The organism is Paenibacillus sp. UNC499MF (genome assembly GCF_900107975.1).
Taxonomy (GTDB): Bacteria; Bacillota; Bacilli; order Paenibacillales; family NBRC-103111; genus Paenibacillus_F.
The window spans coordinates 206,327-219,059 of sequence record NZ_FNVF01000007.1 but is presented as its reverse complement, the minus strand read 5'-3'; the positions used below and the strand labels follow the sequence as shown (position 1 = coordinate 219,059).

13 protein-coding genes and 1 pseudogene are annotated in these 12,733 nt (G+C 56.2%); 7 read left to right on the top strand and 7 right to left on the bottom strand.

The genetic code is table 11. The annotated features are described in order from the left end of the window. Window positions 1-94 precede the first annotated feature (94 nt). The 4 genes from C4S74_RS16730 to C4S74_RS16715 form a co-directional block, all read right to left on the bottom strand. Window positions 95-1,468: a TolC family protein gene (locus C4S74_RS16730; protein WP_103996440.1), complete on the bottom strand. Its 1,374-nt coding sequence runs from the start codon at window positions 1,466-1,468 to the stop codon at window positions 95-97. A gap of 176 nt (window positions 1,469-1,644) precedes the next feature. Next, complete coding sequence (locus C4S74_RS16725; RefSeq protein WP_103996439.1) at window positions 1,645-2,871, bottom strand: ABC transporter permease; 1,227 nt, start codon at window positions 2,869-2,871, stop codon at window positions 1,645-1,647. Then, window positions 2,852-4,141, bottom strand: coding sequence for an HlyD family secretion protein (locus C4S74_RS16720; RefSeq protein WP_103996438.1), 1,290 nt, complete (start codon window positions 4,139-4,141; stop codon window positions 2,852-2,854). Before C4S74_RS16720 ends, C4S74_RS16725 begins: the two co-directional genes overlap by 20 nt. A 66-nt stretch (window positions 4,142-4,207) precedes the next feature. Further along, entirely contained in the window at window positions 4,208-4,777 is a 570-nt protein-coding gene (locus C4S74_RS16715) for a TetR/AcrR family transcriptional regulator (protein ID WP_103996437.1), read from the bottom strand. A 233-nt stretch (window positions 4,778-5,010) separates the two neighbouring features. On the opposite strand from C4S74_RS16715, the gene C4S74_RS16710 reads away from it, so the two are divergent. Further along, window positions 5,011-5,712 carry a response regulator transcription factor gene (locus C4S74_RS16710; RefSeq protein ID WP_103996436.1) on the top strand — a complete coding sequence of 234 codons (702 nt, stop codon included), beginning with the start codon at window positions 5,011-5,013 and terminating at the stop codon, window positions 5,710-5,712. Continuing rightward, on the top strand, window positions 5,702-7,069 hold the full coding sequence (locus tag C4S74_RS16705) for a HAMP domain-containing sensor histidine kinase (RefSeq protein WP_103996435.1): 1,368 nt from the start codon (window positions 5,702-5,704) through the stop codon (window positions 7,067-7,069). The genes C4S74_RS16710 and C4S74_RS16705 overlap by 11 nt, the downstream gene beginning before the upstream one ends. Window positions 7,070-7,415: 346 nt before the next feature. On the opposite strand, the gene C4S74_RS16700 is transcribed toward C4S74_RS16705, so the two are convergent. Then, window positions 7,416-7,913, bottom strand: coding sequence for an Hsp20/alpha crystallin family protein (locus tag C4S74_RS16700; protein ID WP_103996434.1), 498 nt, complete (start codon window positions 7,911-7,913; stop codon window positions 7,416-7,418). A 154-nt stretch (window positions 7,914-8,067) separates the two neighbouring features. Here C4S74_RS16700 and C4S74_RS16695 point away from each other — a divergent pair, with 154 nt between their 5' ends. The 5 genes and pseudogenes from C4S74_RS16695 (at window position 8,068) to C4S74_RS16670 (ending at window position 10,377) form a co-directional block, all read left to right on the top strand. Next, entirely contained in the window at window positions 8,068-8,295 is a 228-nt protein-coding gene (locus C4S74_RS16695; RefSeq protein WP_103996433.1) for a spore germination protein, read from the top strand. Then, window positions 8,292-8,444, top strand: a pseudogene (locus C4S74_RS27045) (spore germination protein GerPB); the annotation flags it as partial. The gene C4S74_RS16695 and the pseudogene C4S74_RS27045, both read left to right, overlap by 4 nt. Before the next feature lie 566 nt (window positions 8,445-9,010). After that, the gene (gene gerPC / locus C4S74_RS16680; RefSeq protein WP_103996430.1) at window positions 9,011-9,709 is read left to right on the top strand and encodes a spore germination protein GerPC; all 699 of its coding nucleotides are present in this window, start codon (window positions 9,011-9,013) and stop codon (window positions 9,707-9,709) included. Further along, entirely contained in the window at window positions 9,706-9,888 is a 183-nt protein-coding gene (locus C4S74_RS16675) for a spore gernimation protein GerPD (RefSeq protein WP_103996429.1), read from the top strand. Before gerPC ends, C4S74_RS16675 begins: the two co-directional genes overlap by 4 nt. 3 nt (window positions 9,889-9,891) lie before the next feature. Further along, complete coding sequence (locus C4S74_RS16670; RefSeq protein WP_103996428.1) at window positions 9,892-10,377, top strand: spore germination protein GerPE; 486 nt, start codon at window positions 9,892-9,894, stop codon at window positions 10,375-10,377. On the opposite strand, the gene C4S74_RS16665 is transcribed toward C4S74_RS16670, so the two are convergent. Continuing rightward, the gene (locus C4S74_RS16665; RefSeq protein WP_103996427.1) at window positions 10,359-11,057 is read right to left on the bottom strand and encodes a response regulator transcription factor; all 699 of its coding nucleotides are present in this window, start codon (window positions 11,055-11,057) and stop codon (window positions 10,359-10,361) included. The genes C4S74_RS16670 and C4S74_RS16665 overlap by 19 nt on opposite strands. After that, complete coding sequence (locus C4S74_RS16660) at window positions 11,054-12,532, bottom strand: cell wall metabolism sensor histidine kinase WalK (protein WP_103996426.1); 1,479 nt, start codon at window positions 12,530-12,532, stop codon at window positions 11,054-11,056. Before C4S74_RS16660 ends, C4S74_RS16665 begins: the two co-directional genes overlap by 4 nt. Window positions 12,533-12,733 lie beyond the last annotated feature (201 nt).

Below are 12,733 nucleotides of genomic sequence, written 5' to 3'. Positions count from 1 at the left end.
TTCCGTTCATGGCAGCCATAGTAAAGCTCCTATACATTTAACTGCATAAAGTTCCGCTATCTGTTCGGCCGCATACTTTCTGAATAGGCGCCTTTTACGAAATAAATCCTCTATCCATCGCTTCGGCTTTACGCACCAGCGCGAAGTATTTCAGCCGGGCACCCTCCAGCGTAGTTTGAGCCTGCTGAAGCTTGAACGAAAATTTATCGTAATCATGCTTGGAGACAAATCCGTTCTCGTAGCGGATTTTCATTTTGGCGACGTCGGCCTGCGCGTCTTTGAGGTTGCGCTCCTCGTTCAGCACGGTCTGATAGGCGTTATCGGCATCGCTGTAAGTCGCGTAAATCTTTTTGACCAGCTCGGCTTTCGTCTGTTCCTGCTTCTGGTAAGCGATTCCCGTGTTGATGCTCTGATACTGGCCGCCATACGTATTCTTGGTCACGGTATTCTGCTGCTGCCAGATGGCTTCGTCGATGCCGTTGTGATCCATTTTCAGCTTAAAAGAATTGGCGAGCAGCGTCTCGGTTTCTTTCTTCACAACCGGCTGCACGTTTCCGGATACGGCGGCCGGCTCTTCAAGCAGCAGATCCGGGGTGTACTCCACGCCGATATCGAAGCAAAGCTGCACGAGACCCAGGCGGTAGTTGCTCTCCAGCGTCTGAATATCGTCGCCGATTTTGTTCACCGCTTTGCGGGCGGTTTCGACGTCCTCGGGAGAAGCGAGACCCGCGTCGCTCAGCACCTGGGCGCGTCTCATCTCTTTCTCCGCCACGCCTTTGTACTCATGCATGAGGGCGATCTGCTTCTTGGAGCCGAGAAGCTGCACGTACTGCGCCGTCACTTGAAGCTTGATGCCCTCAATCGCTTCATCGGTCTGGAGCAGGTTGTTCCACATATCCGTATCGAGCTGATGCGAGGTTGTTTTCATCTGTTCGCGCTGGGCCTGCAAAATCTGGTTAATGCCATTAACCATTTGGCCCTGGCCTTCGATGACCTTGTTCAGCACCGTGTTGGTTTCGACAACCGGACCGATCCAGAAGAAGCTGTCCGGAGTCGCTTTGGTCGGGTCGATCTGATACTTCTTCATCGCCTCGGGCGTCATGTAATCCTGCGGGGATGCCGGAAGCTTGTAGCCTTCGAAGCTGCCGCCGTACAGGTTGGCGCTCTGATCCTTAAGGTCGCTGCTTTTGTTCCCTAGCGCGGCCGTTTTCAGATAGAGCAGTTTCATATTGTAGGAGTTATTAAGCGTCCGTTCCAGCACGCTGTCGAGGGTCAGTTTGCTGACTTTCTCCAGCGCGGGGAGGCGTACCTCGTCCTTATTGAGAGGCTTATCGGTTGTCGCGTGAAGCTGTACAAGGTTGCCGTCTTTGATTTCGTAGTAGGGCGAATGGGTATCCGCCGCCCATGCGGCCGGCATCATGCCGAATACAAAAGCGGACGCGGTCAGCGTAGCTATGATTTTTTTCATCGAAAATCCCTTCTTTTCCAAGGTATGATAAGAACTAAACGCAGGCTGAGGGACATGGGACCGAAAACGCTGATGACTGAAACTTATGTAAACGGCGCGCCTGCACTATAAAAGAACAGCTTGCGCGCGCCGGAGAAACGTTGTTTGACATTCGTGCCGGTCGCAAAATAGGGCTTTTACACCGTAAGAGAGGTGCTCTCCTGCTGGACAGCGGGCAGCCCGGCCTGAACCGGCTCATCCGTCTGCTTGCGGAACATCGCGAACCGGGTGAGCAGGAAGGCGGCAAAATAAGTGATGAATCCCGTTAAAGCGAGCGCGATGCAGTCCTTGACGATCACGTCGTAGCCGTTGCCTTTGACGAACACATGGCGGACACCCTCCAGGAAGTAGGTGAGCGGCAGCATATGTCCGAGGATGCTCAGCGCCTTCGGCATCGCTTCAAACGGCCATGTGTAGCCGGACAGCATGAACGACGGCACCGCAATCAGCATCGCGATCTGGGTGGAGCCGAGCTGAGCGCTTGAGAACAGGGAGATGAAATACCCGATGCCTAGCACCGCAAAGTTGAAGCAGGCCGAGAGCAGCATAGCCATCAGAATCTGTCCGCGCATCGGAAGATCGAAGCCGAACAGCATGATCGTGAACACCACGACCGCATTCAGCATGCCGATGATAAAATACGGGACCGATTTCGCGTAGGCGAGCCGCCAAGGCATCTTTTTCCACTCGGCAAAGCGGTTCCAGAGCCCTCTTTCCTTATCGCGGGTAATGGTCAGGGCGATACCGAGCAGAAGAACCTGCTGCAAAATCGCGCCCGCCAGGCCGAAAATCATAAAATCGCTGTAGTTGAACGTCGGGTTGTAAAGCACCCGGTAGCGGAACGGGACGGCGGAGAACGTCGAGCTGACCTGTTCATCCTGAAGGCCCTGCTGCTGGAGCTTCTTGCCGCTGACGCCGTAGCTGTATGTCGTGACGATCTCATTGGCCGCGCGCGTCGCGGAGTTGGAGATCATCATGTTGGCACCGTCGATAAGCGTCATGACCGGCTGCACATCGCCGTGCTTGATGCGGGCTTCGAACTCCTTCGGGATAATGACCCCGACCTTCGCTTCTCCGCGGGAGATGGCTTCCGTCACCTCCGCCTCCGAATGGTAGGCGTTTACGACCTGGAACGTTTCGCTCTGGTCGAACGCCTGCACGATCTGGCGGCTCAGTTGACTGTTGTCCTCGTCGAAGACGACGGTCTGCATTTCGGTTACTTTATGCTGGATATAAATCGATCCGAATAAGGTTGTGTAAAGAATCGGCACGAGGAACAAAATTGCCATCAAGCGGCGGTCCTTGAAAATTTGCCGCCATTCCTCGGCGATCACGCTTCCGACTTTAAGGGGCAACGGTATCACCCGCTTTTCCTTCCCATTGTACGGTCATTCCCGTCAGAACCGTTTCCGGCAGCTGAGGCAGCTCGATTTTCACGCCGAACGAGCGGATATCGGTATCGGACGCGTTTTGCGTCGCTTTCTTCACGGCGAAGTCCGCAGCCGGTGCGACCGTGCTGACTTTGCCGGTCACGGAGGCGCCGTTAGCCGTCACTTTTACGGTCACGGTATCGCCCGCTTTCAGACCGGCCGCGTCCGTTTCCTGCAGATAGAAACGCGCCCATTTCGTATCCGCGGAAGTTTCCATCGTGAACACCGGGAAGCCGGAGCCTACCATTTCGCCCAGTTGAGCGGATTGGGAAAGGATGATCCCGTCCGAAGGAGCAAGCAGCTCGGTGTAGCTCAAGTATGTCTCGGCTTCGCTTTGGGCCGCCTGGGCCTGCTGCTGTCCGGACTGGGCGGATTTGACGGCTCCCTGCGCCTGCTGGATGGACGCCTGAGCGGCGTTCACGTCGCCTTGGCGGATTTTCACCTGATCCATGTTCGCCTTAGCCAGTTCGACGGCCGCTTTGGCCTGTTCCACCTGCGCTTCCGCGGCCTGGATTTCCTCCGCGCGCGGTCCCTGCTGGGCAAGCGCGTACTGCTGCTGCGCCACTTCGTACTTGGCTTTGGCTTCCTCGTAGCTGACTTTCGCTTTATCCACGTCCGTCTGGGCGACAAGACCCTCTTCCTTCATTTTTTTCACCCGGTTGTAGCTTTCTTCCGCTGTCTGGAAAACCTCTTTGGTGGCATTCAGCTGAATTTCAGCCTGCTTTTTCTCTTCCGGTCTCGCCCCGTTCTTGAGCGCGTCCACCTTCGTCTGAGCGGCTTTCACTACCGCTTCGGCCTGTTTCACTTGTTTCGCGGCCGTTTCCGCGGTCAGCGTCACCGCTTCCTGACCCTGCTGTTTTTTCGCTTGGGCCGTCGCTTCCGCGCCCTTCGCTTCGGCGATTTTTCCTTGGGAAAGCGCTACGGCCGCTTTGGCCTGGGCTACCTTCGCCTCGATTTCCTGACTTTGAATCCGGGCCAGCACCTGGCCTTTCTTCACGGTGTCCCCTTCTTTGACGAGAATTTCGGTCACGCGGCCGCCGGCTTTAAAGCTCGCGGCCACCTGATTCGCTTCAATATAAGCGGTCGGCAAATTCGCCGGACGGTTCTGGGTGCTGCTCAGGGCCTCTTTGGAAGACAGCAGGAAAGTTCCCCCGCCGATCAATCCGGCCATCACTACGTATACAACAGGTCTAACAAACTTCATCTAACATTTCCCTCCCAGGATGCTTTCTCTAGTTCATAATTTAGGGTGTAAACGGACAAACCGCCCTTAGAGGGCGATTCCGTCCATCATATAAAGCTGGATTAGATCCGAAATCTGCTCGTTGGTAAGAGGCGGATGCTTTCTTTCCCAGTCGACGAGCAGGACCAGGTACATGCGCACCAGGACGAACGCGGTAATTTCGGGATCGCACGGCTTGATGCTTCCGTCCGCGACGGCAATTTCCAGATGCTGCTTGATATAGCCGATGACACCTTCCTCGATCTCACGGAGAGCATGCTGCGCCGCCGGTGTACCGAACTGGGCCACTTCCTGCGACAATTTCAGCAGTAGTTCGTGCTCCTTGCGGTAAACCAGAATGCTGTATGTAGCGGAATGCAGCTTCTCCATAATTGTACCGCCCTTGGAAATGCTGGCATCGGCCAGTTTTCTCATCTCGGCGATCAGGGATTTGACGATCTCGTTTAACAAATCTTCTTTTGTCTCAAAATACAGGTACAGCGTTCCCTTCCCTACGCTGGCGATTTTGGCGATCTGATCCACCGTCGTTCCTTTGTATCCGAACAAAGCAAACGATTTTTTCGCCGCATCGAGAATGTTATCGCGCCGCTGATCCATTCGGCACCTCCGTTTTGACCAAAATCCTATTTTAGTTCTGTAGTCAAAACAATATCATCTTTAATTTGCAAAATCAACGGGTCGCGGCAGCAAAACAGCTATACAATTTTGCCCTTTTGTCTAAAAGCGGGGCTCTTCTTGCAATAATTTGCTGGATTCTCCTTTAATTTTCCTCACTTCCGTATGGAAACCGCCCCCTCCACAAACACTATCTGTAAAAGCGGAGGTGCGGGATGAGCAGCAAAATTTTGTTGGTGGAAGACGAAAGTAAAATTGCACGCGTCCTGCAGCTGGAGCTGCAGCATGAGGGCTACGAGGTCAGTCTCGCCGAGGACGGGCGCGAAGGTCTGGATATGGCGCTGGCGGAGCCGTGGGATCTCATCCTGCTCGATATCATGCTTCCTGAGCTGAGCGGGCTGGAAGTGCTGCGCCGCCTGCGGCAGCAATCCGCGGTCCCCGTCATCCTCCTGACGGCCAGGGACGCGGTGCCCGACCGGGTAAGCGGCCTCGACCAGGGGGCGAACGACTACGTGACGAAGCCGTTCGCCATCGAAGAGCTGCTCGCCCGCATCCGCAATCTGCTCCGGCTGACGACCCAGCAGAGCCAGCCAGAGAACGAGCAGATTCTTCAGGCGGATGACATCGTCATGAATCTGAAGAGCCGCGAGGTTACACGCACGGGCAAATCCGTCGAGCTTACGCCCAAGGAATTCGATCTGCTCCAGTATCTGATCCAGCACAAAGGGGAAGTGAAATCCCGGGAAGATATCATCTCCGACGTATGGGGCTACGATTTCGTAGGCGATACGAACATTGTGGACGTGTACATCCGTTACTTGCGGCAAAAACTTGAAAAAAATTTTCCCGGCAAGCTGATCCATACGATCCGGGGCGTCGGTTATCTCATTAAAGGAAGTGGCCCCGATGAGTCTTAAGCTGCGGTTCGCTCTCCTTCAGACCTCCCTGCTCTTTCTGATTCTTCTGGGGGTCAACTTTTTTATCTACTACCTTTTTATCGAAAACAACTCACGCAACGAAACTCAAAATATCGAACGCAAAGCGGCCAAGCTGCTGCTTCAGGAAAATGTGGTGCAGCACCCCGAATATTGGGAAAATCCTTTTCTGCTCAAAGATTTTCTCGTCGCCAACGAACTGATCCGGCTTATCGGACCGGACTCCACGGTGCAAAAAGAAATATACACGGACGAAACGCTCCTCCAGCGTCCCGCCAAGTTTATAACGTCTACGGGCTCAATCTCCAAGCTGGTCTCCACGGACAACGGTTTTTGCCTGTATGTGCAGGTGCCGGTCATGGAAAACGAGCGCCAGATCGCTTCACTGGAAATCGCCCGCAAGCTGGTCACCCTGAACGATAACGTGCAGGTGCTGTTTCTCGCTCTTTTTTATACGACGCTCGGCGCGCTTGTCTTATCCGTTATCATCGGATATATCTACGCCAGTCTGGTGTTTAACCCCATCCACAGGCTTGCCCAGACGATGGAAAGCATTGAACGGAGCGGAACATTCAGGCGGCTTGAAATCAAATCGACGCGCAAAAAAGACGAAATCGCTCAGCTCGGCCAGACGTTCAATGAAATGATCGGCCGTCTGGAGCAGCATTTCGAGCAGCAGAAACAGTTCCTCGCGGACGCTTCCCACGAACTTCGCACCCCGCTCACGATTATCGAGAGCTACGCCAGGCTGCTCAAGCGCTGGGCCAGCAACGATCCCCAAATCCGCGAGGAAGCGATTGAAGCCATTCTAAGCGAATCCGTCCGGCTGCGGGAAATGACGAAGAGCCTGCTCACCCTTGCGGATTCGGACGAAAGACAGCGGACCGAGTGGCAGGAATTCGAGCTGCGTCCTCTGGTTCAGGCCACGGCGGCGTCCATACAGCTGACGTTCGACCGCGAGGTCCGTCTGGATCTGCCGGAAGAGGACACGCCTCTGAAGATGAAAGGCGACCCCGAGAAGATCCGCCAGCTGCTGATCATTCTGCTCGACAACGCGATCAAGTACAGTCAATTGCCGATTGACATCATCGTCCGGGAGCAGCCCCGTCACCTGCAGATCTCCGTTATCGACAAAGGGATCGGCATTGAGCAGGAAGACATCCCGCAGCTGTTCAACCGCTTTTACCGCGTCGATAAAGCGCGCAGCCGCAAGAACGGAGGCGTCGGACTGGGGCTCGCCATCGCCGAGAACATCGTCAAGCTCCATGCCGGAACTCTCAAGATCCAGAGCGAGCCGGATATCGGCACAGAGGTTCATGTCCGGCTTCCGAAGGATTAGGATGGCCTGGCCCTGACGGGACGGCCTCATTGAACTGCAAGCAAGAGACGGCTTACACGGGGAACGGCGCCTTCTCACTACCGAATCGCAAGCGGTGCGCTTTTCGGCCGGCTCCGACCGCCAATGGCACGCTTTCCGCAAGGCCCGCCTGGTTGACCGCACTCCGCGTCTTTCGTTCGTTACCATCCGCCTCAACGATGTAAGCTTATAAAATCTGCTGTCCGAATGATTGCCGTTTCCGTATTTTTCGTTCCGCTGCCTCCGCCGGAACGAAAAGCCACGGCCTAAAGTCTCCCTTCGGCACAGCAAAAGAAACCGGCCTCCGCAGGCCGGTTTCTTTTTCATTTTAATACTCGATATACGCTTCATGATAACCGTCTTTATACCTCCGCCTGCGCACCTGTATCTGCAGAACGCCTTCCTTGTAAGTGGCCTTCGCCGTCTTCGGAAGAACCGGGCTGGGCAGCTTAATGATTTTCCTCGGTTCGTCCGTCAGTCCGAGAATTTTGACATGGCTCGTTTTCACCAATACCTGCAGCGAACGCGGATCTTCGCGTTTCGGAATTTTAAGGCGGACGAAAACGTCCGTATGCGTTTCGAACGTATCGCCATTTACGGGTTCTCTGCCCTGCTGGGGCGGTGTCCTTTGGGCCTTCTGCTGAGATTTGGACTGCGTCTGCTGAACATCCGCGTTCATCTGGGGCGGCGGTGGCAGTGTACGGTCGAAAACGTCACGCACAAACCCTTCGATCCATTTGATGTTCTCAATATATTTCTGGGGCTGATCGAGAAATTTTTCGACATGCTCCCATTTAAGCCATTTATTCATGTCAGGCTGATTCATCGCAGCTCCCCCCGCTTCTTCTGCATTATATGAACGCTGCCCGCCCTGAGGTGAACATTCTTTGCAGAAACCGTTAAATCGCGGAAAGCAGTATGAACATCTGGGCGCTCCCCCACATAAGCTATAAAAGAAGACGCAGCAAAGGAGAACGCCTATGCCGGCCATCGTCGGAAACGTAAAGATACTGACTGTAGGCCCCAGCTCTGTCGTTCAATTCGGGGACTGCCTGGTCATATCTCCCAACAGCACATCAAAGACGTATGCAGGAGCAGGTTCTTTTAATACCGGTGATTTACCGCATGTATATAATGCTGTCAGCGCCACAAATACAAACGACAGTGATGCCATCGAAGCCGAGGCAAATAAAACGGCAACGGCATGAGCTGGACCATCCATCAGACGATTACGATCCATCAGCTCCGGGTCGACGCCGTGTCCAATTCTTCCGTCCTGCAGGTCGGGAGCGCGGGCAGCATCCGTGCGCTATCCAACCAGTACAACACGGGCGGCTTCACCGCTCCCGCTCCGGAAGTGGGCAAGGGCAGCCTGGCCGGCTTCGGCGGCGCGGCCGGCGGCGGCCCTCCCGGGGCGGCCCCGGGGGGCGAGCCTTCCGGCACAGCCGGTCCTGCCGGGCAGGGCGCGCCCGGCGATCCGGCGGCGGGACCCGGCTCCGCCGGGGCAGGCGCGGCGGCGGGCGCCGGAGCCGGCGGCCTGCTCGGGCCGGGCCCCCACCTGCAGCCGCCGTTCCCGCCGTGGATGCCGTGGCGGCCGCCGCAAGGCCGGGGGCCCGGGCGCCGCAGCTGACGCGCGGAGGCGGCTCGCGGAGCGGGGAGGCCCGGCGCTGCCCGGGCGCCTCATGGGCCGGAGCCTGCCGCGAGGCCCGCAGCCGGCACGGCAGCAGGCGGTCCGACCCTCACGCGGGGCGTCGCTGGCGCTTCGCGCGAGGCGCGGCCAGCGCTCCTTCCCGGCGCGCCCTGCACAACCGCTGCAAGGTGCGAGCGAGCCTCAGGCGATCCGCCGTTTACCCGGCCGCATCACACATCCGCCGGAGGTAAGCTCCGGCGGCATTTTTGCGAAAGCGAAAGAGAGGTGAGCTTATGTACGGCTACGGGCCCGGCGATCCCAATCTGTATGCCTACCAGCTTCAGCAAATGTGGACGCACATTCAGCGGCAGGAAGCCCGCATCGCCAAGCTCGAAGAAACCGCCGCCGCGATGCGCGGAGAGATCGAGGAACTGAAGCGGCAGCGCGGCATACATATCGACCGCATCGAATACAAATTCGATCAACTGAAAGTAGAACAGCTGGACGGCACACTGACGATCGGCGTCTCGCCCGCGGCCGTGGACGAGATCGAGGATTTCGCCGTAAACGGAATGGACGCCGATTCACCGGATAACGAAGCTCCGTCTTCCGCCGGCTTCTCTCCGCATGAGAATCGGGAACCTGCACCGACCGGCGAAGCCCGGACGTCCGCTGACGAAGGAGCCGCCAACGGGCACCTTCACGATTTTCTAGACCGCGAAGCCATGGAAGAGCTGATTGAGCTGGCGGCCAAGCGGCACTTGAATATAGGGGCGGATGAGAGCAGACGGGTTATGGAAGATTTGCGGCGGCAGATCGAAGCGAGAGTCCGGCAGTATGCTTCTTCCCCGGATCTCTTGCATGGGGGCGGGCAGGAGCCGCCGGGAAGCGCAACGTGGAAACTTATCGAAAAAACAAAAGCCGACATACGCGCCGGCATCCTCAATTATTTGGCTCATTATCAGAAGGGAAAAGGAGATGAACATCCGTGAAGGTAGATTTGTATGTGGAAAATAAATGTCTGCAGGTAGGCTCCGTCTATATCATCGGGGTATCCAGTTCCTCGACCTTCCTTATCGGGGACACCGATTCGATCACCGCATCGTCCATGTTCGACACCCCTCCGGAATCGGTCATTGTGGGGCCGCTCGTTCCGCTGCCACATACCTGAGCCATGGCCAGAAGACTCGTTTGGCTCACTCAGGCGAAGGTGCTGTCGGTCTCCAGCGCTTCCGTTTTCCAGGTCGGCGACAACGGCGGGATAAACAGCCGGTTCAGAGCGCTCGCCCTTCAGCGGGAAATCCCCGTTTATCTGGATGATGAAGGCGCGTTCGAAGCGTATTCCCTCTTCTCCCGGCCGTATCCCCAAGTGCGGTTCCCGCCGGAAGCGGTTAAAACAACCTGCAATCTCGGCCCTATCCGGGTAGGCTCCGTCAAGGTGCTCGGCGTGTCCGCCTCTTCGGTGATGCAGGTGGGTGGCAGCGGACCGGTCAGCCTGCAGGCGCGGATCAAGCATATCCGCCAATTCCGGCCGATCGGCCCTTACACCAATCCGACCGGCACGATCGCCTACACCGGTTCGGGAGAAAACCTCGAGGCCGAGAGCGGGCCGCCGGAATCCGGCGCTTCCCCTTCGAACCCTTACGGCTTGAACCGGTAGCCCGCTCCCCAAATCGTCTCGATATAGGCGGGGTCCGACGGGTTCGGCTCGATTTTCTCACGCAGCTTGCGGATATGAACCGTGACGGTCGAAATATCGCCGATCGCGTCCATGCCCCACAGATGGTCGAACAGCTGATCTTTGCTGAATACGCGGTTGGGATTCATCGCCAGATGGGTCAGCAGATCGAATTCCTTGGTTGTGAAAGGTATTTCTTTGCCGTTGACATAGACCCTTCTGGAAGCCCGGTTAATGACGAGACCGCGGATACGGATTTCGTCCTTGTCCTGGTCCTGCTGGCCTTTCAGCCTCTCATACCGGGACAGGTGAGCCTTTACGCGCGCTACCAGTTCTCCCGGGCTGAACGGCTTGATGATATAATCGTCGGCTCCCAGACTGAAGCCGCGTATTTTATCCAGGTCCTCTTTTTTGGCGGAAACCATAAGAATCGGAATATCCCGCTCCACCCGGATCCGCTCGCAGATGGCAAAGCCGTCGGTGCCCGGCAGCATCACATCCAGCAAAATGAGATCGTAGCGTTCGACGAGAGCCCGCTTCAGGCCCGTTTCGCCGTGATGCTCCATATCGACCGTAAATCCGTCCAGCTCCAGATAATCACGCTCCAGCTCGGCAATGCTTACATCGTCCTCGACGATCAGAATGCGTCCGCCTTCTTTCATGTTGCCATCCTTCCTTTCTCTTTCCGGTTTTTGCACACGGTAAATTGAATGGTCGTCCCTTCCCCGAACCGGCTGTTGGCCCAGATCGTGCCTCCGTGCTCTTCCACGATTTGTTTCGCGATGGCGAGCCCCAGTCCGCTCCCTCCGGTTTGCGAGCTACGCGACGGGTCCCCCCGGTAAAACCGGTCGAAAATATGCGGCAGCACATCGGACGGGATGCCCTGCCCGTTGTCGTGAATGCCGATTACCACGAATTCAGGCCGCTCCAGAACGAAGATACGGATATGCCCTTCCGGTTTATCCCGGTACTTCTGGGCATTTTCCGTAATATTCGTGAGCACCCTCCTCAGTTTTTCCCTGTCCATTACGACTGGAAGGGGTGCCTCCGAGGAGAGTTCAAGCGTAAGCCGGATCCCCTTTTTCTCCATATCGAACTGCATGTCTTCGACGCAATCCTTCAAATAAGCCGTTAAATCTGCCTCCTCGAACTGAAAAGGCAGTTTCCGTAAATCCAGCTTGGAGTACAAAAACAGCTCGTCGATCATCCGGTCGATATCGACCGTTTTGGAATAGACGGTCTGGAGATAGCGGTCAAATTTCGCCTGGGAGTTCGTAACGCCGTCCATAATTCCTTCGACGTAGCCTTTGATGGCCGTCACCGGCGTTTTCAGATCGTGGGAAATGTTCGAAATCAGCTGCTTCCGGTTTTCCTCATACTGCGTCTGAAGCTCGATGGACTCTTTGAGCCTGCGGCGCATTTCTTCGAAAGATACGGCCAGTTCGCCGATCTCGTCGCTGGAAGCCGGACGCACTTCAATATCCAGCCTCCCTTCCTTGATATGCTCCGCGGAACGCTGCAGGGCACGGATCGGTGTAATCAGGCTTCTCGACATCAGATACGTCATCATCCCGTTCGTCAGCACGAGCACGGCGATCAGCACAGCGAGAAAAATAAGACCGTATTTGATAAAATATTTTTTGCCGATCGTATCGTGCGTCCCGATAAAAATGCTGCCTTTTCCCCCGTCGGGAAAAGCAAAATCGTGATGCCTCAGCAGGTAATAGTTGTTATCGAGCTGGGAATCCGTCAAGCCCGAGTAGTAACTGAACGCCGGCAGCGAATTGAGCACGTCCGGGTGATTCATCGTGGGTGAAATATACAGGATCTGCTCGTCCTTGCGGACAATGAGCCCCATGTTCACGCGTTCCACAAGAGCCTCCCACTGCTTCCACTGCCCCGGATCGCTCGCGCTTCCGGGATCCGCCGCGATGGCGCTGCGGATCTTGTTGTAATTGTGATCTTCCATCTGGGCGACTTCCTTAAGCGGATTGCCGTGGGTAATGTCGATGTGGTATTCCCTTTTGAGGTCCTGGATGACCATAAAATACAGCCCGGTTACCGTCAGTCCGACCAGAATAAGCGGGATAACCAGCATGGCTATGTAAGAAAGCAGCAGCCGGGTACGGATGGACATGAACGTATCTCCCTTGCTTTGATTTTCGTTTGTGAGCCGGCCGGTCGTTTAACCGGATGCAGCCGGCGCCGCCGTAAAAGCTTATGTCCTCAATATACTACGCCGCAGGCCGTGCGGGAAGCTCGTTCCCCCAACGAGCAAAGAAAAAAGGGCCCGCCGGCTCAACCGGAACAGACCCTTGCGCCGAACAGTACACCCTTT

Excerpts from the sequence above, each read along its gene's own strand:
- C4S74_RS16715 (WP_103996437.1), bottom strand. The coding sequence starts at position 4,777 with ATGGATCAGCGGCGCGATAACATTCTCGATGCGGCGAAAAAATCGTTT.
- C4S74_RS16695 (WP_103996433.1), top strand. The coding sequence starts at position 8,068 with ATGCCGGCCATCGTCGGAAACGTAAAGATACTGACTGTAGGCCCCAGC.
- C4S74_RS16710 (WP_103996436.1), top strand. The coding sequence starts at position 5,011 with ATGAGCAGCAAAATTTTGTTGGTGGAAGACGAAAGTAAAATTGCACGC.
- C4S74_RS16665 (WP_103996427.1), bottom strand. The coding sequence starts at position 11,057 with ATGAAAGAAGGCGGACGCATTCTGATCGTCGAGGACGATGTAAGCATT.
- C4S74_RS16700 (WP_103996434.1), bottom strand. The coding sequence starts at position 7,913 with ATGAATCAGCCTGACATGAATAAATGGCTTAAATGGGAGCATGTCGAA.
- C4S74_RS16670 (WP_103996428.1), top strand. The coding sequence starts at position 9,892 with ATGGCCAGAAGACTCGTTTGGCTCACTCAGGCGAAGGTGCTGTCGGTC.
- C4S74_RS16720 (WP_103996438.1), bottom strand. The coding sequence starts at position 4,141 with ATGAAGTTTGTTAGACCTGTTGTATACGTAGTGATGGCCGGATTGATC.
- C4S74_RS16660 (WP_103996426.1), bottom strand. The coding sequence starts at position 12,532 with ATGTCCATCCGTACCCGGCTGCTGCTTTCTTACATAGCCATGCTGGTT.
- C4S74_RS16730 (WP_103996440.1), bottom strand. The coding sequence starts at position 1,468 with ATGAAAAAAATCATAGCTACGCTGACCGCGTCCGCTTTTGTATTCGGC.
- C4S74_RS16705 (WP_103996435.1), top strand. The coding sequence starts at position 5,702 with ATGAGTCTTAAGCTGCGGTTCGCTCTCCTTCAGACCTCCCTGCTCTTT.
- gerPC (WP_103996430.1), top strand. The coding sequence starts at position 9,011 with ATGTACGGCTACGGGCCCGGCGATCCCAATCTGTATGCCTACCAGCTT.